This is a genomic window from Amycolatopsis thermoflava N1165, from assembly GCF_000473265.1.
In the GTDB taxonomy this organism is placed as follows: Bacteria; Actinomycetota; Actinomycetes; order Mycobacteriales; family Pseudonocardiaceae; genus Amycolatopsis_E; species Amycolatopsis_E thermoflava.
The window spans coordinates 8,167,367-8,194,013 of record NZ_KI421511.1; the positions used below are offsets into that span (position 1 = coordinate 8,167,367).

Below are 26,647 nucleotides of genomic sequence, written 5' to 3' on the forward strand. Positions count from 1 at the left end.
CGCCAGGAGGTGCCCGGTGCCCGTCGTCCCGCCCAGCCCGGAAGAACTCGCCGAACTCGCGGCCCGTCACGGTTTCCGCCTCGGCGAAGCCGATCGCAAGTCCTTCGCCGGTCTCGTGGAGGCCAACCTCGCCGCCCACGAGGCCGTCGAGCACCTGTATGCCCGCTCGGCGCCCAGCGCGCCGCGCCGCGACTACGAGTGGCCGGCGGACAACCCGCTCGGCGCGTGGTACGTGCGCACCCGGATCCCGCCGACCGGCGACGGTCCCCTGAGCGGCCGCGAGGTCGTGATCAAGGACAACATCGCGGTCGCCGGGGTGCCGATGATGAACGGATCCCGCGCGGTGGAGGGGTTCGTGCCGCGCCGCGACGCGACCGTCGTGAGCCGGGTGCTCGCGGCGGGCGGCACGATCGTCGGCAAGGCGGTGTGCGAGGACCTGTGCTACTCCGGGTCCAGCTTCACCTCCGCCTCCGGCCCGGTGCGCAACCCGTGGGACCCCACCCGGCACGCCGGCGGCTCGTCGTCCGGCAACGCGGCCCTGCTCGCCGCCGGTGAGGCCGACTTCGCGATCGGCGGCGACCAGGGCGGCTCGGTGCGGATTCCGGCCGCGTTCTGCGGCGTGGTGGGGCACAAGCCGACGCACGGGCTCGTGCCCTACACCGGCGCGTTCCCCATCGAAACCACGATCGACCACCTCGGCCCGATGACCCGCACGGTCCGGGACGCGGCGCTGCTGCTGAGCGTCCTCGCCGGTGACGACGGCTTCGACCCGCGCCAGTTCCGCACACCCGAGCCGCCGGACTACCTGGCCGCGGTCGAGCAGGACATCCGCGGTGTGCGGGTAGGCGTGCTCACCGAGGGTTTCGGCCTGCCGATGTCCGAACCGGGTGTCGACGACGCGGTCCGCGCCGCGGCCGACCGGCTCGCCGCGGCGGGCGCCGTGGTGTCCGAGGTGAGCGTGCCGTGGCACCGCGAGGGGCTCGACGTGTGGACCGTGATCGGCACGGACGGCACCGCGCGCCAGATGATCGACGGCAACGGCTACGGCATGAACGTGCCCGGCCGGTACGACCCGGAGCTGATGGTGCACTTCGCGCGGGGGCGGCGCGTGCACGCCGACGACATGTCGGACACGCTCAAGACGATGATCCTCACCGGCGCCTACGCGGCCGAACGCTACGACATGCGCCACTACGCGATGGCGCGCGAGCTGGCGTGGGAGCTGCGCGCCGGCTACGACGCGGCGCTCGCCGAGGTGGACGTGCTGGTGCTGCCGACGGTGCCGTACGTCGCGAAGCCCCTGCCCGGCCCGGACGCGACGCGCGAGGAGCGGATGGTCAACGCGCTCGGGATGGTCGGCAACACCGCGCCCTTCGACGCGAGCGGGCACCCGGCGATCTCGGTGCCCGCCGCGCCGGTGGACGGCCTGCCGACCGGCCTGATGATCGCGGGCCGCCGCTTCGACGACGCGACGGTGCTCCGCGTGGCGGCCGCCTACGAGCGGGAGGTGGGTGGCTTCCCGGTCGCCGCCCGGTAGGTCAGGAGCGCGGCGGCGCCCTGCTGCCGGACCGCGTGGAGCCGCAGATCCGCGGGCGCGGTGAACAGCCGCCGCCCGGTGCCGAGCGCCGTCGGGAACACCAGGAGCCGGTACTCGTCGACGAGGTTCTCGGCGGCGAGGGCGTGCACGACGCTGATGCTGCCGGTGACGATGAGGTCCTGGTCCGTCCCGCGCACCGCCGAGACCAGGTCCCCGTCGAGCACGGACGAGTTCTGCCACGCGTCCGCGCTGGTCAGCGAGCGGGATACGACGAGCTTCGGGATGGCGTTCATCTTCGCCGAAAACTCGTCGGTCCGGCCCGGCCAGAGCTTCGCGAACAGCTCCCACGTGACGCGGCCCAGCAGCAGCACGCCGGTGTCGAGCAGCGCGCCGAGCCCGAACTTGTCGCCGGCCACCGCATCCGGACCGTGCCGGAACGCCCAGCCGCCGCCCGGCGTGCCGCCGGATCCGTCCGGGTCCTCGACGACGCCGTCCAGCGTGACGAACTCGATGACGATCAACGTGCCCATGTGGACTCCTCGGTTGTCCTCCGCCGGCCCCGGCTGGCCCGGCGGAGGTACATACCGGCGAGTGCCGCCATACTCATCGCGATGGCCAGAGTGGATTTCGCAGCGCTGACCGAACCGCACCGGACGGAGCTGCTGGCGTACTGCTACCGGATGCTCGGATCGGTCCACGAGGCCGAGGACCTGGTGCAGGAGACCATGTTGCGGGCGTGGCAGGCCCGCGAGCGCTACGACGAGCGGCGGGCGTCGATCCGCACCTGGCTGTACCGCATCGCGACCAACGCGTGCCTGACCGCGCTGGCGGGCAGGGCGCGCCGACCGCTCCCGTCCGGGCTGGGCGCGCCCAGCACCGACCCCGAGGCGCCGCTGCGGCCGGCCTTCGACGTGCCCTGGTTGCAGCCCTTCCCCGACGCCCGGCTCGGCGATCCGGCGGACCAGGCCGTGCGGCGGGACAGCATGCGGCTGGCGCTGATCGCGGCCATGCAGACGCTGCCGCCACGGCAGCGGGCCGTCTGGGTGCTGCGCGAGGTCCTGGCCTTCAGCGCCGCCGAGGTGGCCGGACTGCTGAACACCTCCGTCGCTTCGGTGAACAGCGCCCTGCAGCGGGCGCGGGCGGGGCTGTCCGTCACGGCCCTCGAAGACGTCGCCCCGTCCGGCGACCCCGCGGCCCGCCGCACGGTGGAGGCCTACGTCCGAGCGTTCGAGGCGGCCGACGTGGACGCGCTGGTCGAGCTGCTCACCGGCGATGCCGTGCTGGAGATGCCGCCGGTGCCGCTGTGGTACCGCGGCCGCGACGACTACGCCGCCTTCATCCGGCGCGTGTTCGCGATGCGCGGCGTGGGCTGGCGGATGGTCCCGACCGGGGCGAACGGCCAGCCGGCCGTGGCCGCCTACGCCCCGGATCCCGCGGGCGGGCACCGCCTGCACACCCTGCAGGTGTTCAGCGTCGCCGGCGCGCGGATCAGCCGCACGGTCGTCTTCCAGGACCCGGCGGTGTTCGCGGCCTTCGACCTGCCCACCGCCGTTTAGGTGTGTTGTCTGGTGAGGCGATCGACCAGGCCCGCCGGGCCATGCTCGCGACAACGACTCACCCAGCGGGCGACGGTGGTGTGACTGACCTGGAACCGCTCTACCGCCCGCGCAGCGACCACCCTGCTCCACGACACGCCGGGCCAGCCGCAGCCGGCCGGTGGGGGCCAATGGCGCCTACCAGGATCATCTCAGCGATGTCAGCCGTCACCACCGTCCCCGGACAGCACACCTAGGGCTTCTCCGAGCCCACCACCCACATCGCGAAGTACTGGGAGCCCCCGCCGTACGCGTGGCCCAGCGCGCGGCGCGCCCCGTCGACCTGGTAGTCGCCCGCCCGGCCCATCACCTGCTTCGCCGCCTCGGAGAACCGCAGCATGCCGGACGCCCCGATCGGGTTCGACGACAGCACCCCGCCGGACGGGTTGACCGGCAGCCTGCCCGTCAGGGCGGTCTCCCCGGCCTCGGTCAGCTTCCACCCCTCGCCCTCGGGCATGAAACCGAGGTTCTCCAGCCACATCGGCTCGAACCAGGAGAACGGCACGTAGATCTCCGCCGCGTCTATTTCGGACAGTGGGTCGGTGATCCCCGCCTCGCGCCACAGCGCCGCGGCGGCTTCGCGGCCGGCCTGCGGGTTGACCTGGTCGCGTCCGGCGAACGTGGTCGGCTCGGTGCGCATCGCCGTCGCGTGCACCCACGCCGCGCCCTGCACCGCGTCGCCCGCGGCCTCGTCGCCGATCACCATCGCGCACGCGCCGTCCGAGGACGGGCAGGTCTCGTCGTAGCGGATGGGGTCCCACAGCACCTGCGAGGCCCGCACCTTCTCCACCGTGATGTCCGCCTGCTTGAGGTGCGCGTACGGGTTCAGCGCCCCGTTCTGCCGGTCCTTCGCCGCGACGATCGCGCCGACGTGCTCGGGCGCGCCCGATCGCCGGATGTAGGACCGCACGTGCGGCGCGAAGTACCCGCCCGCGCCCGCGCCGACCGGCATAGTGAACGGCGGCGCGATCGACAGCGCCCACATCGCGTTCGACTCGGACTGCTTCTCGAATGCCACCGTCAGCACGCGCCGGTGGATGCCGGACTGCACCAGGCTCGTCGCCACCAGCGCCGTCGACCCGCCTACCGAACCGGCGGTGTGCACCCGCAGCAACGGTTTCCCGGTCGCGCCGAGCGCGTCGGCCAGGAACAGCTCGGGCATCATCACGCCCTCGAACAGGTCCGGCGCCTTGCCGATGACCACCGCGTCGATGTCCGGCCACTCCACCTGCGCGTCGGCCATCGCGCGGTCGATCGCCTCCCGCAGCAGTCCGGGCATGGACACGTCGGTCCGCTTCGCCCGGTGGTGGGTCTGCCCGGTGCCGAGCACCGCGGCGAGCTGCTTCGCCATGTTCACGCCTCCAGGACCGCGACGAGGTTCTGCTGCAGGGCCGGGCCGCTGGTGGCGTGCGCGAGCACCTTCGAGGCCTGGCCGGTGAGGATCCGGGTGGCGGCCTCGCCGATGCGCGCCAGCCCGGCCGCGAACATCGGGTTGCCGGTGAGCACGCCGCCCGAGGGGTTGACGCGGACGTCGTCGCCGAGCCCGAGCGCGGTCCGCAGGATCAGCTCCTGGTGGGTGAACGGCGCGTGCAGCTCGGCGATCTCCACGTCCCCGGTGCCGACTGCCTGCCCGGCCGCTTCCGTGGACGGCGAGCGGGTCAGGTCGCGCGCGACGAGCACGGGCGTGTCCACCCGGTGCTCGATGCCGGTGATGACCGCGGGCCGTTCGGCGAACTCGTGCGCCCGCTCGGCCGCGGCGAGGACGATCACCGCGGCGCCGTCGGTCACCGGCGCGATGTCGTGCGCGCGCAACGGATCGGCCACGTAGGGCGCGTCCAGCAGGTCGGCGATCTCGCTGGCGCCGGAGAACTGCGCGTGCGGGTTGCGGGTGGCGTCGGCGCGGCTGCGCGCGGCCACCTCGGCCAGGTCCTTCTCGCTCCACAGGCCGGCGTCCAGCCCGAGCCGCGCCTGCAGGCCCGCGATGCTCACCGAATCCGGCCACAGCGGCGCGACGGTGTACGGGTCGAGCTGCAGGGCCAGCACCCGGCGCAGCTGCCCGGCGGAGGACTTGCCGAAGCCGTAGACCAGCGCGGTGTCGACCTCGCCGGTGCGGATCTTCAGCCACGCCTCGTACAACGCCCACGCCGCGTCCATTTCCACGTGCGACTCGTGGATCGGCGGGAACGCGCCGATCGCGTCGATCGCGGAGATGAACGAGAACGCCCGGCCCGCCAGGTAGTCCGACGAGCCGGAGCACCAGAACCCGATGTCCGACTTGGACAGTCCGGTCTGCTCGTAGACCTGGGCGAAGATGGGCACGAGCATCTCCACGCCGTTCGTGGTGCCCGGTGTGGAGCGCACGTTCGGGGCCTGGGCGAACCCGACCACCGCGACGTCTCGCATGGCAGTTCCCCTCTACAGGTGGTGGGCGAAGGACTCGTAGGGCGCGTCCGGCTCGCCGGTCGGCTCGAAGTGGCTGATGTTCTCCAGGCTCGTCCACCACTCGTCACGTGGTTTCCAGTTCGCCTTCACCCGCATGCCCATCCGGACGTCGGCGGCGTCGCAGCCGAGGACGAGGTGCAGGAACGCGATGTCGGCGCCGTCGAGCAGGATGTACGCCGCGACGTAGGGCGGCTTGATCCGCTGGCCGAGGAACGGCACGTTGACGATGCAGAACGTCGTGACGATGCCGGTGTCCGGCAGTTCCACCTCGTCCACCGTGGGCACCCCGTCGGTCGGGCAGGCGCCGCGTGGCGGGATGTAGACCTTCTCGCACTTCGGGCAGCGCTGGCCGATGAGCTTGCCCTCGGCGAGGCCACGCAGGTAACGGCTCTCCTCCGGCGATGCCGAATGCTGGTAGTGCAGCTGGATCGGCGTCACCATCACACCGTCCTGTTCGGACTTCGGCGGTGGCGCGGGGGAGGGCCCGTCGTCCGCGCCGACGGGCAGGAAGTAGGCGATGTCCCGAATGTGGCCGGCAGGCTCGTCGGCCCAGCGCACGCGCACCCGCATCCCGGTGCGCATCTCGGCGGGGCTGTCCACGTGCACGGCGTGCAGCATCGCGGTGTCGGCGCCGTCCAGCCGGACCAGCGCCCACGCGAACGGCGTGGTCAGCGGCTGGCCTTCCAGCGGTTCGGGGATCCAGGACCAGCTCAGCACGGTGCCCTCGTCGGACACCGGCACGAACTCGGTGAGCGCCGCGGCGGTGACCGGGTCGTACTCCACCGGCGGCACGTGCACGCGGCCGTCCGAGCCGCGCACGCCCTCGATGCGGCGCTCGCGCAGTCCGGCGGCGAACCGGCCGAGCACGGGCCCGAGGGAGCGGGTGTAGTCGAAGGCGAGATCCAGCGGCGCGGACAGCGGTGTACTCACGAATCGAAGTGAAACACGTTCTCGATCTGGCGGCAAGACGCTCTGCCGGAAGGTTGCGCGCTAAGTGGAACAGGTTCTAGATTCGGTGCATGACCACTGCACTGGAGACGATCGGCCTGTGGAACATCGCGGCCGGGCAGCCGGACCGGACGGCGATCGTGAACCCCGACGGCAGCGAGGTCGGTTACGGCGCGCTCGCCGACAAGGCCAACGCGTACGCGCGCGGCCTGCGCGAGCTGGGCCTGGAGACCGGCGACGTCGTGGTGGTGCTGCAGCCCAACAGCGACGAGCTGCTGGCCGCGTACTTCGCCGCGCTGCAGACCGGGCTGTACGTGGTGATGGTCAACTGGCACCTGGTCGGACCCGAGGTGGCCTACATCCTGTCCGATTCGGGGGCGAAGGCGTTCCTCGCGCACGAGCGGTTCTCCGACGTGGCCATCGCCGCGGCGGACGAGGCCGGGGTGCCCGCTTCCGGCCGGTTCGCCGTGGGGCGCATCGAGGGGTTCCGCGACGTGGCCGAACTGGGCGCCGGGGGGAGCGGGCGCCCGGAGGGGCGGACGGCGGGGTCGCCGATGCTCTACACCTCCGGCACGACGGGACGGCCCAAGGGCGTGCGGCGGCCGCTGAGCGGGGCCGACCCGGACAGCGTGCCCGTCGCGTCCACGTGGTTCTTCGGGATCTTCGGGCTGAAGCCGTTCGACGACCACGTCCACCTGTGCGGATCGCCGCTCTACCACACGGCGGTGCTGAACTTCGCGTCGATTTCGATCCAGCTGGGGCACACGGTCGTGCTGATGGACCGGTGGGACCCGGAGGAGATGCTGCGGCTGATCGAGCGGTACCGCGTCACGCACAGCCACATGGTGCCCACACAGTTCCGGCGCCTGCTCGCGCTGCCCGAGGAGGTGCGGTCGCGCTACGACCTGTCGTCGCTGCGGAACATGATCCACGGTGCGGCGCCGTGCCCGCCCGAGGTGAAGCGGCGGATGCTGGAGTGGTGGGGCCCGGTGGTGACCGACTACTACGCCGCGACCGAGGGCGGCGGCACGATGATCACCGGCGAGGAGTGGCTGCGCAAGCCCGGTTCGGTGGGGCTGCCGTGGCCCGGTTCGGTGATCAAGATCCTGGACGACGACGGCAACGAGCTGCCGCCCGGACAGCCCGGCACGGTGTACATGCGGATGGGCTCGTCGACGTTCGAGTACCACAAGGACGCCGAGAAGACGCGCAAGGCGCGGGTCGGGAACCTGTTCACCCTCGGCGACGTGGGTTACCTGGACGAGGACGGCTACCTGTTCCTGCACGACCGCAAGAACGACATGATCATCTCGGGCGGGGTGAACATCTACCCGGCCGAGATCGAGAACGAGCTGGTGATGCATCCGAAGGTCGCGGACGTGGCGGTGTTCGGCATCCCGCACGAGGACTGGGGCGAGGAGATCAAGGCGGTCGTGCAGCCTGCGCCAGGTGTTGCGCCGGGGCCCGAGCTGGCGGAGGAGCTGCTGGAGTGGGTGCGCGGCAGGCTGGCGAAGTTCAAGTGGCCGCGCAGTATCGACTTCGCCGAGGAGCTGCCGCGGGACCCGAACGGGAAGCTGTACAAGCGCAAGCTGCGGGATCCTTATTGGACGGACCGGAAGATCTGACCCTCCTGCGTGGCCGCAGGTCCCGCTGGCTGCGTTCTTCCGTCACCACCTCGCCGGAGCGTGCGAAGCGCACCGACGCCCACCACCGTTCGTTGCAGCAGCGCCCGCAGAGCTGGAGCTTCTCCGGGCCCAGGTCCGCCCAGCGGACCGGCACCACGTCACCGGGTCTCGCTACCCCTGCGGCCCACGTGCTCCTGTCCCTTGAGCAACCACTCGCACCGGTCGTCGTTGCGGGCACGCCGACCCGCCCGTGGCGCACCAGCACCCCCGCCGGCGGCGGCTCGCAGCACGCGCACTGCCCCGCCGGCGGGATCGCCGTCCATCGCGCCAGGGTAGCGGCCACCACCGACAGTTTCAGCGGCCCTCGAACCGGGGCTTGCGCTTCTCCGTGAACGCGCGCGGCCCCTCCTTCGCGTCGGCGGACTGGAAGACCTTCAGCCCGTACTGCGCCTCGATCTTGAAGGCCTCCTCCTCGGGCATCCCCTCGGTGTCGCGGATCGTGCGGAGGATCGCCTGCACCGCGAGCGGCCCGTTGGCGGCGATCATGTCCGCCAGCTCCAGCGCGCGCTCCAGCGCCTGCCCGTCCGGCACCACGCTGCCGATCAGCCCGATCTCCTTCGCCTCCGCGGCGGTCAGGTGTCGCCCGGTCAGCAGGATCTCCGCCGCCAGCGTGTACGGGATCTGCCGCGGCAGCCGCACCGCCGAGCCGCCCATCGGGAACAGCCCCCACCGCGCCTCGGACACGCCGAACCGCGCGCTCTCCCCGGCCACGCGGATGTCGGTGGCCTGCAGGATTTCCGTGCCACCCGCGATCGCCGGGCCCTCCACGGCCGCGATCAGCGGTTTCGTCAGCCGCCGTCCCTTCAGCAGGCCCTCGATGCGGCCCGGGTCGAACGTGCCCTTCTCGTACGAATCGGCGGGGGAGTTGCGGTTCATCGACTTCAGGTCCGCGCCGGCGCAGAACGCGCCGCCCGCGCCGGTGAGCACACAGCACCGGATCTCCGGATCGTTGTCCACCCGGTCCCACGCCTCGACCAGGATCGCCATCATCTCGCCACTGATCGCGTTGCGGACCTCCGGCCGGTTCATCGTCACCACGAGCGTGTGCGCGCGTTGTTCAACCAGGGCGTGCGGCTGCGTCATGATTACCTCTCCATCCGGCGCCATTGCCCAAAACGATAACATGTTCTACTTTGGCTGGGTGGCATACAACATCGCGGATCTGCTCGAGCACGCCGTCGACGCCGTGCCGGATCGCCCCGCGGTCATCTGCGGACAGCGGCACGTCACCTACGCCCAGCTGGAGGACAGGGCCAACCGGCTGGCGCACCACCTCGCCGCGCAGGGGGTTGGTCCCGGCTCCCACATCGGCGTCTATTCCCGCAACTCCGTGGAGACGATCGAGGCGATGTTCGCCGCGTACAAGTTGCGCGCCATCGCGGTCAACGTCAACTACCGCTACGTCGAAGCCGAGCTCGAGTACCTCTTCGACAACGCCGACCTGGTCGCGCTCGTGCACGAGCGCAAGTACGCGGACAAGGTCGCCGCGGTGCTCCCGAAGACCCCGAAACTGAAACACGTACTAGTGGTTGAGGACGGCAGCGACGCGGACTTCTCCGGCTACGGGGGCGCCGAGTACGAGCCGGCGCTCGCCGCGCAGTCGCCGGACCGCGACTTCGGCGAGCGCAGCCCGGACGACATCTACATCGTCTACACCGGCGGCACCACGGGCTACCCGAAGGGCGTCATGTGGCGCCACGAAGACGTGTGGCGGGCGCTCGGCGGCGGCATCGACTTCGTCACCGGCGAGTACGTCCCGGACGAGTGGACGATGGCCGAGCAAGGCAAGCAGGGTGCGATGGTCCGGCTGCCCGCCGCGCCGCTCATCCACGGCGCCGCCCAGTGGGCCGCGTTCGGCGCGATGTTCGGCGGCGGCACCGTCGTGTTCGTGCCGCAGTTCGACCCGCACGAGATCTGGCGCGAGATCGAGAAGCACAAGGTGCACGTCCTGACGATCGTCGGCGACGCGATGGCCCGCCCGCTGCTCGACGCCTACCGCGAGGGCGGCTACGACGCCTCGTCGCTCGTCGCCGTGTCCAGCCACGCCGCGTTGTTCTCCCAGCCGGTCAAGCAGGAGTACCTGAGCACCTTCCCGAACCTGGTGCTCACCGACGCGATCGGCTCGTCGGAGAGCGGCTTCACCGGCATCGGCATGGTCGCCAAGGACGCCGACCACTCGGCGGGCCCGCGGGTGAACTTCGGCAAGGACGCCATCCTCATCGACGACGACAACCGCCTCGTCCCGCGCGCGCCCGGCGCGACCGGCCGGATCGCGCGCCGCGGGCACGTGCCGCTGGGCTACTACAAGGACCCGGCCAAGTCCGAGACGATCTTCGTCGAGGTCGAGGGCAACCGCTACGTCGTGCCCGGCGACTGGGCCCGCTACGAGGAGGACGGCACCGTCACCCTGCTCGGCCGCGGTTCGCAGTGCGTCAACACCGGCGGCGAGAAGGTGTTCCCGGAAGAGGTCGAGAGCGCGCTGAAGTCGCATCCGGACGTGTTCGACGCGATCGTCGTCGGCGTGCCGGACGAGCGGCTCGGGCAGCGCGTCGGCGCGATCCTGCAGGCCCGGCCCGGTGTGACGCCCGACCTCGGCGCGATCGAGGCGCACGTCCGGACGCAGGTCGCGGGCTACAAGGTGCCGCGCAGCGTGTGGCTGGTCGACCGGATCGGCCGGCTCCCGACCGGTAAACCCGACTACCCGTGGGCCGTCCGGCACGCCGCCGAGCACTCACCGATCGAGATCCAGAAGGCCTGAGGAGACACTTGATGCGCACCGCGCTGTGCGAGACGTTCGGCATCCGGTACCCGATCATCGGGTTCACCCCGTCGGAGCACGTGGCCGCCGCGATCAGCAAGGCGGGCGGCCTCGGCGTGCTCGGCTGCGTGCGGTTCAACGACGCCGGTGAACTCGACCGGGTGCTGGACTGGATGGACGCCAACACTGACGGCAAGCCCTACGGGGTCGACATCGTCATGCCCGCGAAGGTGCCCGCCGAGGGCGCCGCGGTCGACCTCGAAAAGCTGATCCCCGAGGAGCACCGCGCGTTCGTCGAGCGGACGCTGCGCGAGCTGGGGGTGCCGGAGCTGCCGGAGGACACCGAGGAACGCGCCGGCGTGCTCGGCTGGCTGCACTCGGTCGCCCGTTCGCACGTCGAGGTCGCGCTGAAGCACCCGATCAAGCTGATCGCCAACGCGCTCGGCTCACCCCCGGTCGACGTCATCAACCAGGCGCACGAGCACGGCGTGCCGGTCGCGGCGCTCGCCGGCAAGGCCGAGCACGCGGTGCGGCACGTCGACAACGGCGTGGACTTCGTGGTGGCGCAGGGGTACGAGGCTGGCGGGCACACCGGCGAGATCGCCTCGATGGTGCTGCTGCCGGAGATCGTCGACGCGGTGGGCGATCGCGCGCCGGTGCTCGCGGCGGGCGGGATCGGCTCGGGCAGGCAGGTCGCGGCGGCGCTGGCGCTGGGCGCGTCCGGCGCGTGGACGGGCTCGATCTGGCTCGCGACGGAGGAGTATCTGCAGACGATGCCGGAGTCGACCGCGATGCAGAGCGCGCTGGTCGGGGCGACGTCGTCGGACACCGTGCGGACGCGCATCTACACCGGGAAACCGGCGCGGCTGCTCAAGACGCGCTGGACCGAGGCCTGGTCGTCCGCGGACGCGCCCGAACCGCTGCCGATGCCGCTGCAGAACCTGCTGGTGAGCAAGGCGCACAACCGCATCCACGCGGCGAACGACCCGACCGTGGTGTCGATGCCGGCAGGCCAGATCATCGGCCGGATCGACCGGGTGCGCCCGGTGGCCGAGATCGTGGCCGACCTGGTCAGCGGTTACGAGGAGGCGTTGTCCCGCCTGGACAAGACGAGGTAGGCGAGCGCGCCGGCGGCGAGCACGACGACACCGCTGATCACCGACGACAGCGGCAGGCTGAACGCGAGCACCACGCAGCCGGCGAGCCCCACCACGGGCACCACGCGGCGGGTGCCGAGCGTCCACGCGCTCGCGTTCGCGATGGCGTAGTAGGTCAGCACCGCGAACGAGGAGAACCCGATCGCACCGCGCAGGTCGGTCACCAGCACCAGAGCGGCGACCACGACCCCGACCGCCACCTCGGCGCGGTGCGGCACGGCGAACCGCGGGTGCACGGCGGCCAGCGCAGCGGGCAGGTGGCCGTCCCGGGCCATGGCGAACGTCGTCCGGGACACCCCGAGCACCAGGGCGAGCAACGAGCCCAGCGCGGCCAGCGCGGCGCCGGCCCGGACCACCGGGGTGAGGGCCGACCACGACGTGCTCGCCATCGCCGTCGCGATCGGGTCCGAAGTGGACGCCACGCCGTCCGGACCCAGTTGCAGCAGCAGGAAAACGGCGACGACGGCGTACACGGCGAGCGTGATCCCCAGTGCGATCGGGATGGCACGCGGGATGGTGCGCTCCGGGTCGCGCACCTCTTCGCCGAGGGTGGCGATCCGCGCGTACCCGGCGAAAGCGAAGAACAACAGCCCGGCCGACTGCAGGATGCCGCCCGCGCCCGAGCCGGGGAACGGCGTCAGGTTGGCGGAATCCGGGCTGCCCGCGATCACGATCCCGGCCACCGACCCGGCGAGGACCACGAGCGTGATCGTGACGATGACCTTGGTGAGCGTCACCGACCGCTGGACGCCGCGGTAGTTGAGGGCCGTCAGCGCGAGCACGGCGGCCGCCGCGACGAGCGACTGCGCGAGGCGGCTCGCGCCGGGCGCGGTGTAGGACGCGACGGTCAGCGCCATCGCGGCGCAGCTCGCGGTCTTGCCGACGACGAACCCCCACCCGGCGAGGTAACCCCAGAACTCGCCGAGCCGCTCCCGGCCGTAGACGTAGGTGCCCCCGGATTCGGGGTACCGGGCGGCGAGGCGGGCGGAGGAGGTGGCGTTGCAGTAGGCGACCACGGCGGCCAGCGCCAGGCCGATCAGCAGCCCGGCGCCCGCGGCACGGGCGGCAGGGGCGAAGGCGGCGAACACGCCGGCCCCGATCATCGAGCCCAGGCCGATCACGACCGCGTCCCCGGTGCCGAGCCGTCGCACTAGTCCTGTCACGGGGAGACCGTAACCGGTGGCCCGGCCGCGGGGATGATCCGTCACGGGATGTTCGGCGCCCGTTCGCCCACGGACAGGGGCGCGATCAACCAGAGCGCCCAGGATCGTGCCGTTCAACCAAGGGCGTCCAGCTTCCGTTCCAGCACCGCGCGTTCCCGTTCGTTGCCGCACAGCTCGACGGCCCGCCTGAGCTCCGTCCGGGCCTCCTCGGTGCGCCCGAGCCGCACGAGCAACTCGCCGCGCACGGTCGGCAGCAGGTGCGACTTGCCGAGCGCCCCGGCCGCCGCCAGGGCGTCCACGATCGGCAGCGCCGCCGCCGGGCCCTGCGCCATCGACACCGCCACCGCGCGGTTGAGGTCGACCACGGGCGACGGCGCGAGCCCGCCGAGTGCCTCATACAGCAGCACCACCCGGTCCCAGTTCGTCTCCGCCACCGACGGCGCGACGGCGTGGCACTCGGCGATCGCGGCCTGCAGGCCGTACGCGCCCAGCCCCCGCCCGGCCGCCTCCGCCCGCGCCAGCGCCGCCCGTCCCCGCCGGATCGCCGACCGGTCCCACCGCCGCCGGTCCTGGTCCTCCAGCAGCACCGGCTCCCCGTCCGGCCCGGTGCGCGCCGGGAACCGCGCCGCGGTCAGCTCCAGCAACGCCAGCAGCCCGTGCACCTCCGGCTCGTCCGGCATCAGGCGCGACAGCACGCGGGCGAGGCGCTGGGCCTCGCCCGCGAGGTCGAACCTGATCAGGTCACCACCGGAGCTGGCCGACGAACCCTCGGTGAAGATCACGTAGATCACGTTCAGCACCGACCCGAGCCGCGCGGCCCGCTCCTCCGGCGAGGGCACCTCGAACGGCACCCCCGCCGCGCCGAGCGTCTTCTTCGCCCGCGTGATCCGCGCCTGCACCGTCGCCGTCGGCACGAGGAACGCCCGCGCGATCTCGTCGCTGGTCAGACCGCCGACCACCCGCAGCGTCAGCGCCACCCGCGCCTCCCGCGACAGCACCGGGTGGCACGAGATGAACATCAGCGCGAGCACGTCGTCGTCGATCTGGTCCGGATCCCACTCGATCTCCCCGCCGTCCTCGCGCAGCTCGTTGGCGAGGACGGCGTACCGCTCGTCGAGCGCGGAGCGCCTGCGGAACGCGTCGACCGCCCGGCGCCTGCCCACCGTCAGCAGCCACCCCGCCGGGTTGCGGGGCACCCCCTCACGCGGCCAGGTCACCAGAGCCTCCGCCAGCGCCTCCTGGGCGAGGTCCTCGGCCAGCGCGAAATCGCCGGTGTAGCGCGCGAGCGCACCGACGATCCGCGCCGACTCGATGCGCCAGACGGCGGCGATCGCTTCCCGCTCGGTCATCTCAGAGCTGACCGGTCGCCTCGCGCCACGCCCGCTCCTTCTGGATCCACTCGTTGTCCTGCGGGAACTCGTCGATCGTGGTGACCCGCCGGATCTCGGTCTTGAAACCCTTGCCCTTGATCGGGGACCGCTTCGCCCACTCGACCGCCTCCTCCTTGGAGGCCACGTTGAGGATGTAGAAGCCGCCGAACAGCTCCTTCGTCTCGCCGTACGGGCCGTCGGTGACCACGGGCGGCTCCGAGGAGTAGTCCACCACCACGCCGTCGTTCGCGTCGTCCAGACCCTCGGCGGCGACCAGCACACCGGCCCGGATCAGCTCCTGGTTGTACCGGCCGGTCATCTCGATCATCTGGTCGAAGTCGAAGTCGGCCAGGTTCGCGAACGCCTCGTCGGTGGCCCGCCAGATCAGCATGAACTTCATGGTGTTTCTCCCTCGGTGTCCGGGTCCTTCTGGACCCTCTCACCCCATGGGTCGAACGGGGGGCGTTTCGATCGACACGGTCCCCGGGATTTTTTGTGCAACCCGTCGGCGGGCCCGTTCCGTCCTGGAGGCATGAGGTGGAAAGCAACGATGTGCGGGCTGGGCCTCGTCCTGCTGGCGGCCACGGCCTGCGGCGAGCAGGCCCCCACCGTCGGAAGCGGGTCCGGCGACGCGACCAGCAGCGAAGCCGCTCCCACCGCGCCGACCATCCCGGCCACCGACCTGCCCCCGGTCATGCCGGGCGGGCCGCGCCAGATGCAGCCACCGGCGGACACCGCCCAGGTGCCTGCCACCCGCGTCGACTCCTCGGCGCTGCCGTCGGACTTCCCGCGCGAGGTGTTCGTCAGCGCGGACGGCAAGCAGTTGTTCATCCGCGCCGAGGAGGGCGGCTGCGGGCGCGCCGCGGCCGAGGTGACCGCACAGGACGCGCGGCAGGTCGTCGTCAACCTGGTCGAGAACAAGAGCAACCTGGCAGGCCAGATGTGCACGATGGACATCCGCTACCCGGTGGTGTCGGCGACCCTGTCCGAGCCCCTGAACGAGCGGACTGTGGTGCTGACGAGCGCCAAACGAGGTTACTGACCGGTAGTATCCCGGGGCATGAGGAAACGCCAGGTCTCCGCCACGCGGATCGTCGCGGCCCCGCCGGAGAAGATCTTCGAGCTGCTCGCGGACCCGTCGAAACACCCGCTGATCGACGGCTCCGGCACGGTCCTCGCCGCGCAGGGCGGCGGGCCGGAGCGCCTGACGCTCGGCTCCCGCTTCGGCATGGACATGAAGATGGGCGCGAACTACAAGATCCTCAACACGGTCGTCGAGTTCGACGAGAACCGGCTGATCGCCTGGCGGCACTTCAACGGGCACCGTTGGCGGTGGCAGCTCAAACCGCTCGAGGACGGCTCGACCGAGGTCACCGAGACCTTCGACTGGTCCACCGCGCGCATTCCGCTCTTGATCGACCTGAGCTTCTTCCCGCGCAAGAACAAGCAGGCCATCGACAAGACGCTCGACCGGCTGGTCAACCTGTTCCAGGCGTGAAAAACGGGCGCCACCCGCGTGGGTGGCGCCCGTTCCGGTCAGCCGGTCAGGAGCGGAAGCTGATCTGCAGCACCGGCTCCGACGTGTCGGCGAAGAAGTCGTTGCCCTTGTCGTCGATGACGATGAACGCCGGGAAGTCCTCGACCTCGATCTTCCACACGGCTTCCATGCCCAGCTCCGGGTACTCCAGCACCTCGACCTTCTTGATGCAGTCCTGCGCCAGCCGCGCCGCCGGGCCGCCGATCGAGCCGAGGTAGAACCCGCCGTGCTCCTTGCAGGACGCGGTCACCTGCTTGGACCGGTTGCCCTTGGCGAGCATCACCATCGACCCGCCCGCCGCCTGGAACTGGGCGACGTAGGAGTCCATCCGGCCCGCGGTGGTCGGCCCGAAGGAGCCGGACGCGTAGCCGTCCGGGGTCTTCGCCGGGCCTGCGTAGTAGACCGGGTGGTCACGCAGGTACTGCGGCATCTCCTCGCCGGCCTCCAGCCGCTCGGCGATCTTCGCGTGCGCGATGTCGCGGGCCACCACCAGCGGGCCGGTCAGCGACAGCCGGGTCTTCACCGGCAGCGACGACAGCTGCGCGCGGATCTCGTCCATCGGGCGGTTCAGGTCGACCTGCACCACCTCGTCGGACAGGTCGTCGGTGGTGACGTCCGGCAGGAAGCGGGCCGGGTCGCGCTCGAGCTGCTCGATGAACACGCCGTCCGCGGTGATCTTCGCCTTCGCCTGGCGGTCGGCCGAGCAGGACACCGCGATGCCGACCGGGCAGGACGCGCCGTGCCGCGGCAGCCGGATGACGCGCACGTCGTGGCAGAAGTACTTGCCGCCGAACTGGGCGCCGATGCCGAATTGCCGGGTCATCTCCAGGACCTGCTGCTCCAGGTCGGTGTCCCGGAAGCCGTGGCCGAGCGGGGAACCCTCGCGCGGCAGGTTGTCCAGGTAGCGGGCCGAGGCGAGCTTGGCGACCTTGAGGTTGTACTCGGCGGACATGCCGCCGACCACGATCGCCAGGTGGTAGGGCGGGCAGGCCGCGGTGCCGAGGCTGCGCAGCTTCTCGTCCAGGAACTTGGCCAGCCGCTTCGGGTTCAGGACGGCCTTGGTCTCCTGGTAGAGGAACGTCTTGTTGGCCGAGCCGCCGCCCTTGGCCATGAACAGGAACTCGTAGCTCGGGTCGCCGGTGCCGTCCTTGTGGAACAGCTCGATCTGCGCGGGCAGGTTGGTCCCGGTGTTCTTCTCGTCCCAGAAGGTCACCGGCGCCATCTGCGAGTAGCGCAGGTTGAGCTCCTGGTAGGCGTCGAAGATGCCGCGGGCCAGCGCCTCCTCGTCGTTGCCGCCGGTGAGCACGCCCTGGCTGCGCTTGCCGATGACGATCGCGGTGCCGGTGTCCTGGCACATCGGCAGCACGCCGCCAGCCGAGATGGCCGCGTTGCGCAGCAGGTCCATCGCCACGAAGCGGTCGTTGCCGCTGGCCTCGGGGTCGTCGACGATCGCGCGCAGCTGCGCCAGGTGCGACGAGCGCAGCAGGTGCTGGATGTCGGTGATCGCGGTCCGGGCGAGCTTGGTCAGCGCTTCGGGGTCGACTTCCAGGAACTTCCGTCCGGCGGCCTCGACTACCCGGACGCCCTCGGCCGTCACGAGCCGGTACTCGGTCTCGTGGTCCGGACCCAGCGGCAGCACGTCGGTGTACTGGAAGGTGGTGGTGGTCACTCGGGCTCCCTCGCAGGCAATTCGGGCCCTTGACGTTACCGCTTGCGCGTGCTTGCCCACGTAGAGGTGTGGCGCGCACCTCGCCGGAGATCGCGTGGCGCGAACCACCCCGGAAAAGTCGGAAGGCCGGGCCCACCCCGACGGACCCGACCTTCCGGGGAAAGCGGCCGGGAGCACAGGGCACCCGCCGCGAAGTCCAACCGTCCGTAGGACGTGAAGAACTCACCAAACGTTGCTTCCACGGTGACGTGACCTACGTCATACGTCAACACTGCCGATCGGGTTGTCGTGGAACGCGAACAGGGCCACCCCGCGTAGGCGGAGTGGCCCTGCCGGTTGCCCTGGACGGGTCAGCTGGCGTAGGCGCGCAGGCGCTCGGCCCGCTCGCCCTGGCGCAGCTTCGACATGACCTCGCGCTCGATCTGGCGGACCCGCTCGCGGGACAGCCCGAAATGCTTGCCGATCTGGTCGAGGGTGCGCGGCTGGCCGTCGTCGAGGCCGTAGCGCATCCGGATGACCTGCTGCTCCCGCTCGTCGAGGGTGGCCAGGACCCGGCGCAGGTCGTCCTGCAGCAGGCCCGAGATGACCGCGCTCTCGGCGTCGGTGGCCTCGGAGTCCTCGATGAAGTCGCCCAGCGGGGCGTCCTCGTCGGTGCCGACCGGCATGTCGAGGCTCACCGGGTCGCGGGCGTGGTCGAGCAGGTCGGCGACCTTCTCGACGGCGATGCCGGACTCGGCGGCCAGCTCCTCGTTGGTGGCTTCACGGCCGAGCTGCTGGTGCAGGTCGCGCTTGATGCGGGCCAGCTTGTTGACCTGCTCGACGAGGTGCACGGGCAGCCGGATGGTGCGGCCCTGGTCGGCCATGCCGCGGGTGATGGCCTGGCGGATCCACCACGTCGCGTAGGTCGAGAACTTGAACCCCTTGGAGTAGTCGAACTTCTCCACCGCGCGGATCAGACCCAGGTTCCCCTCCTGGATCAGGTCGAGCAGCGGCATCCCCCGTCCCGTGTAGCGCTTGGCCAGCGACACGACCAGCCGGAGGTTGGCCTCCAGCAGGTGGTTCTTGGCCTTGTGGCCGTCGCGCACGAGCGCCTCGAGCTCCTTGCGGCGCTGCGGGCTCAGCTTCGGCGCGGTGTCGAGCATGTGCTGCGCGAACACCCCCGCCTCGATGCGCTTGGCGAGCTCGACCTCGTCGGCGGCGGACAGCAGCGCGGTCTTGCCGATCCCGTTGAGGTAGACCCGCACGAGGTCCGCGGCCGGGCCCTGTGCGTCGAGATCCGCGTCGAGGTTCGGCGAAGGGCGTACGCTGGACTCGACGGGCTCGGTTTCGGGCTCGGGGACCTCACGAGTCGGGCGCTCGAGAGTCTGTACTGACATGTTCTGCCTCCCCGGTCACGGGCGGACACGTTCGGTGCGTCACACCGGCTGTTGCGCCGCGTGGGTGGATCCTGTGGAGTGCTCCACCCCCGCGGTGTCCAGCTCGTCGGCTGGACAATGGTTCCAACGCCGGCCGTTGCCAAAACGTTCCCGCCTTCTCGACTTCAAGACGAGGCGGTACCGGACCGGGTTGCTCCACCAAAGCTGAGGTTTTGCTGAGAGACCGCTTCGGTGGAGTAGTGGTTCAGACCTCCACGAGCACCGTGAAGGGTCCGTCGTTCACGCTGCGCACCGCCATCATGGCGCCGAACTTCCCCGTGGCCACACGGGCTCCGCGCTCGCGCAGCTCCGCCACGACGCGGTCGAACAGCGCCAGCGCGTCGTCCGGACGGGCCGCCTGCGTCCACGATGGACGGCGCCCCTTGCGGGTGTCGCCGTACAGCGTGAATTGGCTCACCACCAGCAAAGGGGCGCCGGAAGTGGCGCACGACTCCTCGTCGCGGAGGATGCGGAGCTCGTGCAGCTTCCGCGCCATGGTGACCGCTTTGTCCTCGCTGTCCGAAACGTGGACGCCGAGCAGCACCAGCAGCCCCGGCTCCTCGATCGCGCCGACGACCTCGCCCTCGACTGTGACGCTCGCCTCGGTCACCCGCGCCGCGACGGCCCTCACACCGCCTCCAGGAAGCCGTGGCGGACCAGTTCCCGCACCAGCGGCAGCGCGGCCTCGGTGAGCGCCTCCTCGTCCAGCCCGTGCCCGGCCGCGAGCAGCGACAGCAGGTCCGACAGCGGAAGCGCGCCCCGGCAGCCGGCCAGCAGCGCGGCGACCGTCTCGTCGACCTCGTGCTGCCAGCCGGGGCCGTCGGAGCGGTGCAGCCGCAGCACCGTGGTGTCCCAGCCCTCGTCGCCGGGCGCGGACACCCGCTCCAGCAGCACCGTCGGCGGCACCCGGAAGCGCGCGTCCAGCAGGTCGTGCCCGTGCTCCCGCAGCCAGGTCACGCGGTCCAGCCACCGGCCGGCCTCCGGGCCCAACGGGTCGTCGTAGGCCTGCCGCAGGTCCTCGCACACCACCGTGGGGTGGGCCGCGTCCGTCCGGCGCAGGGTGACGAAACCGAACCCGACACCGTGGACCTTGTTCTCGGCGAACCAGTCCAGCCAGTCGGCGGCCTTGGCCCGGCCGCGATCGGAGCGCGGGTCGATGCCCGCGTCACGCAACCAGGTGCCCACGTACAGCCCGGGGTCGGCTACGTCCCGTTGCACGAACCACGCGTCCGTGCCGCCGGGCAGCCAGCGGCTCACCCGGTCGGCCCAGTCCTCGCCGTCGACGTGCAACCAGGAGGCGAGCAGCTGCCCGGTGCCGCCCTCGGTCAGGAACCCGGGCAGCTGGCGGATCACCAGCGCGCTCGCGTCGTCGCCGCCGAGGCCGGAGTCGCGGTAGGTGTAGTCGACGCGCGGCGGTCCCACCACGAACGGGGGATTGCACACGATCTGGTCGAACCGGCGGCGCGCGACCGGCGCGAACCACTCGCCCCGCACCAGTTCCACGTCCAGCTCGTTCAGCCGGAACGTCGCGTCCGCCAGCGCCAGCGCCCGCTCCGACACGTCGGTGGCGGTGACGCGCTGGGCGTGCCGGGTGGCGTGCAGCGCCTGCACGCCGTTGCCGGTGCCCAGGTCCAGCAGGCTGCCCACCGGGCGGCGGGTCGTGGCGCGGATCAGGCTCAGCGACGCGTGCCCGACGCCGAGCACGTGGTCCGGCGGGACCTCCGCGCCCAGCACGTCGGAGTCCAGGTCCGAGACGACCCACCAGGAGCCCTGCTCGTCCCCGTGCGGCCGCACGTCCAGGCCCGCGCGCAGCTGCTCCCGTCCGCGCACCAGACCGGCGGCGAGCGCGTCGTCCAGCGCCACCGGCGCCAGCGCGGCCCGCACGGCCGCTTCCGGCTCGGCGGAACCCAGCAGGAACAGGCGGATGAGCGTGCCGAGCTCGCCGGCGTCCGCGCTGGCGCGGAAGGCGAGTTCGGGCTCGCCGCGGCCCAGCGCCGCGTGGGCCGCCCCGCCCAGCGCGTCGACCACGCCGTCGGCGTCGTAGCCGGTGCGCTGGAACGCCTCGCGCAGCCGGGCCAGGAAATCGTCGGAGAACCGCGGAATGCTCACGGTGGGTGATCCTCCCACGCGGGCGCCCCGGCTGTGCTGAGATGGCCGCATGACCACCACGGACCGGGCGATGGTGCTCGCGGGGCTCGGCGAACTCCTGCCGGGACTGGAGGAGCTCTACCTCGACCTGCACCGCAACCCCGAGCTGTCGTTCGCCGAGCACCGCACCGCCGGGAAGCTCGCGGACCGGTTGCGCGAGGCCGGTTACGAGGTGCACACCGGCATCGGCGGGACCGGCGTGGCGGGGGTGCTGCGCAACGGGGACGGCCCGGTCGTGATGCTGCGCGCGGACATCGACGCGCTGCCGGTGGCCGAGAAGACCGGCCTGCCCTACGCCAGCGAGGTGCGTGCGCCGAACCCGGACGGCGACGAGGTCCCGGTGATGCACGCGTGCGGCCACGACATGCACGCCACCTGGCTGGACGGCGCGGCGCGGCTGCTCGCCGGCGGCCGGGACGGCTGGCGGGGCACCGTCATCGTGGTCTACCAGCCGGGGGAGGAGGTCGGCGAGGGCGCGGAGACGATGGTGCGCGACGGCCTGTTCGACCTCGTCGGCACGCCCGCGGTGGTGCTGGGCCAGCACGTCGTCCCCGGCCCGGCGGGCTGGGTGCTGACGCGGCCCGGCGTGCTGATGGCGGCCACCGACTCGCTGCGGATCGTGCTGCACGGCCGCGGCGGGCACGGCTCCCGGCCGGAGACGACCGTCGACCCGGCGGTGCTGGCCGCGTCGGTCGTGATGCGGCTGCAGACGATCGTGTCCCGCGAGATCGCGGCGACCGAGCAGGCCGTGGTGACCGTCGGGTCGATGCACGTCGGCACCGCGGCCAACGTCATCGCCGAGGAAGCGGTGCTCGAGGTCAACGTCCGCACCTTCGACGAGCAGGTCCGGCAGCGGGTGCTCGGCGCGATCGAGCGCATCGTCCAGGGCGAGGCGGCCGCGGCGGGCGCGCCACGGCCGCCGGAGATCACGCCGATCGCGACCTTCCCGGTCACCAGCAACGACGAGGGCGCGAACCGCACGCTCACCGAGGCGTTCACGGCGCACTTCGGCGCCGACCGGACCATCGAGGCGCCGCTGGTCACCGGTAGCGAGGACTTCGGCGAGTTCGGCAGGGCGGCCGGGGCGCAGTCGGTCTTCTGGCTGGTCGGTGGCCTTGACCAGGACTTCGTGCTCACCGCGATGGCCGAGGGCCGGTTCGAGCGGGACGTCCCGTCGAACCACTCGCCGCGGTTCGCGCCGGTGCTGCACCCGACGCTGCGGACCGGGGTGGAGACGCTGGTCGTGGCCGCGCTCACGTTTTTGTCGGTGGGTGGTGGCAGGCTCGGGACATGACCGGAAGCGCCCCGATCCCCGCCGCCAACTTCGCCCAGCCGTGGGCGGACGACACGCGCCCGCCCCTGCCCAAGACCGGTGACGAGCGCGAGATCCTCACCGCCTACCTCGACTGGCACCGGCGGACCTTCGAGCTCAAGTGCGCGGACGTGGCGCCGGACCGCCTGTCCGAGAAGCTGATCCCGCCCTCCGGCCTGACCCTGCACGGCCTGGCGCGCCACCTCGCCGGCGTCGAGCGGTGGTGGTTCCGCATCCAGTTCCGCGGCGAGGACGTGCCGGTCCTGTACTACTCCGACGACGACCCGGAACAGGACTTCGAGCGCCTGGACGGCGATCCGGCGGAGGCGCTGGCGGTGTGGCGCGCCGAGTGCGAGGCCTCCCGGCGGATCGTCGCCGATGCGCCGTCGCTGGACGTCACGGGCGTGCACCAGGCCTCCGGTGAGCCGATCTCGTTGCGGCGGATCATCGTGCACATGCTCGCCGAGTACGCCCGGCACAACGGGCACGCCGACCTGCTGCGCGAACGGATCGACGGCAGGACCGGGCACTGAGGAGGGGAACGTGACCGACGCACTCGCACTCACCCGCGCGCTGACCGCGGTCGACACGGTGGGCCACGCGGAGAGCGCGGCGCTGGAGGTCGTGGCGCCGCTGCTGCGGGACGCGGGGTTCCGCCTCGAGGTCTTCGAGCACGAACCCGGCCGCGGCACACTGGTCGCCGAATGGGAGACCGGGCACGACGTGCCGCCGCTGTGCCTGTCCGGGCACGTCGACACGGTGCCGCTGGGCGGCGCGCCGTGGCAGTGCGACCCGTTCGCCGGGGAGACCGACGGCGATCGCGTGTACGGGCGCGGCGTGAGCGACATGAAGGCCGGGGTGGCGGCGATCGTGACGGCCGCCGTCACGGTCGCGCGGTCCCGGCCGCGGCGGGCCGGGCTGCGGCTCGTGCTGACAGCGGCGGAGGAGACGGGGTCGCAGGGCGCGCGGTTCGTGGCGGACCGGCTGGGGCCGAGCGGTCCGCTGGTCATCACCGAGCCGACCGCGAACGCGGCGTTCCACGGGCACAAGGGCGCGCTGTGGCTGGAGGCGCTCGCCACCGGGGTGACCGCGCACGGGTCGATGCCGCACCTGGGGGACAACGCGGTCGTCAAGCTGGCCGCGGCGGTGTCCAGGCTGGCGGAGTACCGGTTCGGGGTGGAGCCGCACCCGGTGATGGGGCCGCCGACGCTGAACGTGGGCACCTTCACCGGCGGGTTGAACACGAACTCGGTGCCCGACCGCGCGGTGGCGACGGTGGACGTGCGGACGGTGGCGGGGCAGGACCACGCGGCGTTGCTGGAGTCGCTGGCCGCGGTCGCGGGGGTCGAGGTGCGCCCGCTGATCGACCTGCCGCCGGTGTGGACCGATCCGGGCGACGAGTGGGCGGCCGCGGCGGCCGAGATCGTCCGGGAGGTCACCGGCGCGGGCGGGGAGGTGGCGACGGCGACGTACTTCACCGACGCGTCCGTGCTGACCCCCGCGCTGGGCGGGGTGCCGACGCTGATCTGCGGGCCGGGCCAGCCGGAGCAGGCGCATGTCACCGACGAGTGGTGCTCCATCACCCGGCTGGCGGAGTCGGTCGAGATCCTCACGCGCGTGTGTGCCGGGTGGTGCGGGATTTAACGCCACCCGAGTATCGCCGGGGAGGGGGAAGTGGCAGCATGGAGGGCACAGGAGGTGGTCGCGGTGAACAGGTCCCCCCGGGGCACCGGCGACGAGGACGCCCCCGTTCTCATCACCGAGGCCGCCCCGTCCTACGAAGACGAGCACGCGGCGCGCAAGCGCAAGTACATGCTCATGATGGGCATGCGGTTCCCGTGCCTGGTACTGGCCGGGATCTTCTACCACACGTGGTGGCTGGCGCTGCTGTTCATCGTCATCTCGATCCCGCTGCCGTGGGTCGCGGTGCTGATCGCCAACGACCGCCCGCCGCGCAAGTCGGAGAAGGTCAACCGCTACCAGCGCAACGCGAAGGCCATCGAGCACCGCGAACACCGCATCATCGACGGCTGACCCCCCGCGAGTCCCACGTTCGGCCGTCCGGGCTTCGGATGGGTACGAGCCGCACGCAGGACTCCCGGGGCTGAGCGGGGGACTCGCGGGGGCGGGTCAGGGCTGAGCGCCGACCTTGGTGACCGCCCGCGCGCCCAGCCGCACACCGGACCGCAGGACGTCCACAGTGGACTCCCCGCGGAGCCAGGCCGCCAGCACGCCCGCGTCGAACGCGTCGCCCGCGCCGGTGGAGTCCACGCACTCCGCCTCCTCCGCGGGCACGCTCACCTCACCGTCCGCGGACACCCACGTCGCGCCGTCCAGACCTGCCGTCACCACCACCGCGCCGACGTCGTCCAGCAGAGCCTTCGCCGCCGACGGCGCCGCCGAGCCGGTCAGCGCCAGCAGCTCCTCCGTGTTGGGCAGCAACAGGTCCGTGCCACGCACGTCCGCCAGGAACGCCCGCGGATCCGTGATCAACGCGGCCGCCTGCGGGTCCACCGACGTGGTCAGCCCGGCCGCCTTCGCCGCCGCCAGCGCGGCCAGCCCCGCGGGCCGCGACGACGGGTCGAGCAGCACGTACCCGGACAGGTGCAGGTGGTCCGCGCCGTCCAGCACCGCCGGGTCGATGTCCGCAGGCGCGAACCGCGCCATCGCGCCCCGGTCCGGCAGCATGCTCCGCTGACCCGAACCGTCCACCAGCACCACGACCACGCAGGTCGGCGCCTCACCATCGACCGCGAACGCGCACGACACGCCCGCCGCCTCCAGTTCGGCCCGCACCGTGCGCCCGCCGGCGTCGTCGCCGACCCGTGCGACCAGCGTGGTCTCCACGCCGGCCTCGGCCAGCCACACCGCCGTGTTCGCGCCCGCGCCGCCGCCGGCCAGCCACACCCGCGACCGCGAATCGCCGCCGTGGACGATCGGTCCCTCGTGCCGGGCCACGACGTCCAGCCCGGCGTCCCCGACCACGACGACCTTCACGCGAGCTCCACCGCGACCTCGGCCGCGACCCGCGCGTTGGACACCACCAGTTCCTCGTTCGCGTCCAGGCTCACCCCGCCGCTCGCGGTGTGGAAGTGCTCCAGCAGCACGGGCGTGACTTCCTTGCCGTGCACGCCGCGCGACTCCAGCAGCGCCAGCCCCTCGGCCAGCAGCCGGTCGTGCAGCTCGGCGTCCATCTCCGCCTCGGCCGGGATCGGGTTGGCCAGCAGCACCCCCGACGACGAGTACTGCCGGTGCGCGGCGACGACGGCCGCGGCCGCGACCGGGTCGTCGACCCGCCACGGCACCTCGAAGCCGGAGGTCCGCCGGTAGAACGCGGGGAACTCGCCGGTCCGGTACCCCAGCACCGGCACCGAGTTCGTCTCCAGCACCTCCAGGGTGGCGGCGATGTCCAGCACCGACTTCACCCCCGAGCACACCACGAGCACCGGCACCCGCGCCAGCACGCCGAGGTCCGCCGAGATGTCCCAGGACTCGGCCGCCCCGAGGTGCACACCGCCCAGCCCGCCGGTGGCGAACACGCCGATCCCGGCCGCGTGCGCGAGCGCCGAGGTGCTCGCCACCGTCGTCGCGCCCGAGCGGCCGAGGCCGATCGCGGGCCCCAGGTCACGCAGGGACAGCTTGTCCAGCCCGGCGTCCGGCGCGCACACGCGTTCCAGCTGTGCGCGGGACAGGCCGGCGTACGCGACGCCGTCGAGCACCGCGATGGTGGCCGGCACCGCGCCGGCCTTCCGGACGGTCTCCTCCAGCCGGTTCGCGACCGCGAGGTTGCGGCCGGGAGGCAGGCCGTGGGACAGGATCGTGCTTTCGAGCGCGACGACCGCGCGGCCGCTGTGAACGGCGTCGGCGACCTCGTCGGCCAGCGATATCGGGGGTGTCACGAGGGACCATCT

The 26,647-nt window shown here is 72.1% G+C and carries 25 protein-coding genes and 1 pseudogene; 11 read left to right on the forward strand and 15 right to left on the reverse strand.

All coding sequences use genetic code 11. The features are described 5' to 3' along the window. Nucleotides 1-16: 16 nt before the first annotated feature. Complete coding sequence (locus tag AMYTH_RS0140640) at nt 17-1,537, forward strand: amidase (RefSeq protein WP_027935049.1); 1,521 nt, start codon at nt 17-19, stop codon at nt 1,535-1,537. Here the strand turns inward: AMYTH_RS0140640 and AMYTH_RS0140645 are convergent. Then, a complete protein-coding gene (locus AMYTH_RS0140645; protein ID WP_027935050.1) occupies nt 1,495-2,067 on the reverse strand; it encodes a dihydrofolate reductase family protein in 573 nt (190 codons plus the stop codon). The genes AMYTH_RS0140640 and AMYTH_RS0140645 overlap by 43 nt on opposite strands. Before the next feature lie 81 nt (nt 2,068-2,148). Between AMYTH_RS0140645 and AMYTH_RS0140650 the strand changes: the two genes are divergently transcribed. Beyond that, on the forward strand, nt 2,149-3,093 hold the full coding sequence (locus AMYTH_RS0140650) for a sigma-70 family RNA polymerase sigma factor (RefSeq protein WP_027935051.1): 945 nt from the start codon (nt 2,149-2,151) through the stop codon (nt 3,091-3,093). Between the two features lie 2 nt (nt 3,094-3,095). On the opposite strand, the pseudogene AMYTH_RS48420 reads toward AMYTH_RS0140650, so the two are convergent. The 4 genes and pseudogenes from AMYTH_RS48420 to AMYTH_RS0140665 form a co-directional block, all read right to left on the reverse strand. Continuing rightward, a pseudogene (locus AMYTH_RS48420) lies at nt 3,096-3,264 on the reverse strand (helix-turn-helix domain-containing protein); the annotation flags it as partial. A gap of 61 nt (nt 3,265-3,325) precedes the next feature. Continuing rightward, nucleotides 3,326-4,483: a thiolase domain-containing protein gene (locus AMYTH_RS0140655; protein ID WP_027935052.1), complete on the reverse strand. Its 1,158-nt coding sequence runs from the start codon at nt 4,481-4,483 to the stop codon at nt 3,326-3,328. Between the two features lie 2 nt (nt 4,484-4,485). After that, nucleotides 4,486-5,535 carry a thiolase domain-containing protein gene (locus AMYTH_RS0140660; RefSeq protein ID WP_027935053.1) on the reverse strand — a complete coding sequence of 350 codons (1,050 nt, stop codon included), beginning with the start codon at nt 5,533-5,535 and terminating at the stop codon, nt 4,486-4,488. 12 nt (nt 5,536-5,547) lie between these two features. Next, nucleotides 5,548-6,504, reverse strand: coding sequence for a Zn-ribbon domain-containing OB-fold protein (locus AMYTH_RS0140665; protein ID WP_027935054.1), 957 nt, complete (start codon nt 6,502-6,504; stop codon nt 5,548-5,550). 89 nt (nt 6,505-6,593) lie between these two features. On the opposite strand from AMYTH_RS0140665, the gene AMYTH_RS0140670 reads away from it, so the two are divergent. Then, nucleotides 6,594-8,147: an acyl-CoA synthetase gene (locus tag AMYTH_RS0140670; RefSeq protein WP_027935055.1), complete on the forward strand. Its 1,554-nt coding sequence runs from the start codon at nt 6,594-6,596 to the stop codon at nt 8,145-8,147. 354 nt (nt 8,148-8,501) lie between these two features. Here AMYTH_RS0140670 and AMYTH_RS0140675 read toward each other — a convergent pair whose 3' ends face one another. After that, nucleotides 8,502-9,290 (reverse strand): crotonase/enoyl-CoA hydratase family protein, encoded by a 789-nt coding sequence (locus AMYTH_RS0140675; protein WP_027935056.1) that lies wholly within the window; start codon nt 9,288-9,290, stop codon nt 8,502-8,504. A gap of 58 nt (nt 9,291-9,348) precedes the next feature. On the opposite strand from AMYTH_RS0140675, the gene AMYTH_RS0140680 reads away from it, so the two are divergent. Both AMYTH_RS0140680 and AMYTH_RS0140685 read left to right on the forward strand, forming a co-directional pair. Next, complete coding sequence (locus tag AMYTH_RS0140680) at nt 9,349-10,965, forward strand: acyl-CoA synthetase (RefSeq protein ID WP_209440815.1); 1,617 nt, start codon at nt 9,349-9,351, stop codon at nt 10,963-10,965. A gap of 11 nt (nt 10,966-10,976) precedes the next feature. Next, entirely contained in the window at nt 10,977-12,083 is a 1,107-nt protein-coding gene (locus tag AMYTH_RS0140685; protein WP_027935058.1) for an NAD(P)H-dependent flavin oxidoreductase, read from the forward strand. Here the strand turns inward: AMYTH_RS0140685 and AMYTH_RS0140690 are convergent. From AMYTH_RS0140690 to AMYTH_RS0140700, 3 genes are all read right to left on the reverse strand, one after another. Next, nucleotides 12,044-13,285, reverse strand: a complete 1,242-nt coding sequence (locus AMYTH_RS0140690; protein WP_027935059.1) for an APC family permease — start codon at nt 13,283-13,285, stop codon at nt 12,044-12,046. The genes AMYTH_RS0140685 and AMYTH_RS0140690 overlap by 40 nt on opposite strands. A 113-nt stretch (nt 13,286-13,398) precedes the next feature. Further along, entirely contained in the window at nt 13,399-14,634 is a 1,236-nt protein-coding gene (locus AMYTH_RS0140695; protein WP_027935060.1) for an RNA polymerase sigma factor, read from the reverse strand. A gap of 1 nt (nt 14,635) precedes the next feature. Beyond that, nucleotides 14,636-15,055 (reverse strand): YciI family protein, encoded by a 420-nt coding sequence (locus AMYTH_RS0140700; RefSeq protein ID WP_020418747.1) that lies wholly within the window; start codon nt 15,053-15,055, stop codon nt 14,636-14,638. Between the two features lie 132 nt (nt 15,056-15,187). On the opposite strand from AMYTH_RS0140700, the gene AMYTH_RS0140705 reads away from it, so the two are divergent. Next, entirely contained in the window at nt 15,188-15,697 is a 510-nt protein-coding gene (locus AMYTH_RS0140705; protein ID WP_228685165.1) for a hypothetical protein, read from the forward strand. 18 nt (nt 15,698-15,715) lie between these two features. Next, nucleotides 15,716-16,153 carry an SRPBCC family protein gene (locus tag AMYTH_RS0140710; RefSeq protein ID WP_017983735.1) on the forward strand — a complete coding sequence of 146 codons (438 nt, stop codon included), beginning with the start codon at nt 15,716-15,718 and terminating at the stop codon, nt 16,151-16,153. A gap of 46 nt (nt 16,154-16,199) precedes the next feature. On the opposite strand, the gene AMYTH_RS0140715 is transcribed toward AMYTH_RS0140710, so the two are convergent. From AMYTH_RS0140715 to AMYTH_RS0140730, 4 genes are all read right to left on the reverse strand, one after another. Then, entirely contained in the window at nt 16,200-17,861 is a 1,662-nt protein-coding gene (locus tag AMYTH_RS0140715) for a fumarate hydratase (protein ID WP_157360743.1), read from the reverse strand. A 350-nt stretch (nt 17,862-18,211) separates the two neighbouring features. After that, nucleotides 18,212-19,237, reverse strand: coding sequence for a sigma-70 family RNA polymerase sigma factor (locus tag AMYTH_RS0140720; protein WP_026153319.1), 1,026 nt, complete (start codon nt 19,235-19,237; stop codon nt 18,212-18,214). A gap of 244 nt (nt 19,238-19,481) precedes the next feature. Continuing rightward, nucleotides 19,482-19,907, reverse strand: a complete 426-nt coding sequence (dtd, locus tag AMYTH_RS0140725; protein WP_017983732.1) for a D-aminoacyl-tRNA deacylase — start codon at nt 19,905-19,907, stop codon at nt 19,482-19,484. Next, the gene (locus AMYTH_RS0140730) at nt 19,904-21,385 is read right to left on the reverse strand and encodes a N5-glutamine methyltransferase family protein (protein ID WP_027935063.1); all 1,482 of its coding nucleotides are present in this window, start codon (nt 21,383-21,385) and stop codon (nt 19,904-19,906) included. The genes dtd and AMYTH_RS0140730 overlap by 4 nt, the downstream gene beginning before the upstream one ends. Before the next feature lie 49 nt (nt 21,386-21,434). Here AMYTH_RS0140730 and AMYTH_RS0140735 point away from each other — a divergent pair, with 49 nt between their 5' ends. Genes AMYTH_RS0140735 through AMYTH_RS0140750 form a run of 4 tightly spaced genes read left to right on the forward strand, consistent with a single transcriptional unit; the run spans nt 21,435 to nt 24,770 of the window. Beyond that, nucleotides 21,435-22,718, forward strand: coding sequence for an amidohydrolase (locus AMYTH_RS0140735; protein WP_027935064.1), 1,284 nt, complete (start codon nt 21,435-21,437; stop codon nt 22,716-22,718). After that, the gene (locus AMYTH_RS0140740; RefSeq protein WP_027935065.1) at nt 22,715-23,269 is read left to right on the forward strand and encodes a DinB family protein; all 555 of its coding nucleotides are present in this window, start codon (nt 22,715-22,717) and stop codon (nt 23,267-23,269) included. The genes AMYTH_RS0140735 and AMYTH_RS0140740 overlap by 4 nt, the downstream gene beginning before the upstream one ends. A 10-nt stretch (nt 23,270-23,279) precedes the next feature. Further along, nucleotides 23,280-24,380 carry a M20 family metallopeptidase gene (locus AMYTH_RS0140745; RefSeq protein ID WP_027935066.1) on the forward strand — a complete coding sequence of 367 codons (1,101 nt, stop codon included), beginning with the start codon at nt 23,280-23,282 and terminating at the stop codon, nt 24,378-24,380. A 54-nt stretch (nt 24,381-24,434) separates the two neighbouring features. Beyond that, nucleotides 24,435-24,770: a DUF3099 domain-containing protein gene (locus AMYTH_RS0140750; RefSeq protein WP_084022778.1), complete on the forward strand. Its 336-nt coding sequence runs from the start codon at nt 24,435-24,437 to the stop codon at nt 24,768-24,770. Between the two features lie 96 nt (nt 24,771-24,866). Here the strand turns inward: AMYTH_RS0140750 and AMYTH_RS0140755 are convergent, their stop codons facing one another. Further along, nucleotides 24,867-25,733: a carbohydrate kinase family protein gene (locus AMYTH_RS0140755; RefSeq protein WP_027935068.1), complete on the reverse strand. Its 867-nt coding sequence runs from the start codon at nt 25,731-25,733 to the stop codon at nt 24,867-24,869. Continuing rightward, nucleotides 25,730-26,635: a pseudouridine-5'-phosphate glycosidase gene (locus tag AMYTH_RS0140760; protein WP_027935069.1), complete on the reverse strand. Its 906-nt coding sequence runs from the start codon at nt 26,633-26,635 to the stop codon at nt 25,730-25,732. The genes AMYTH_RS0140755 and AMYTH_RS0140760 overlap by 4 nt, the downstream gene beginning before the upstream one ends. Between the last annotated feature and the right edge of the window lie 12 nt (nt 26,636-26,647).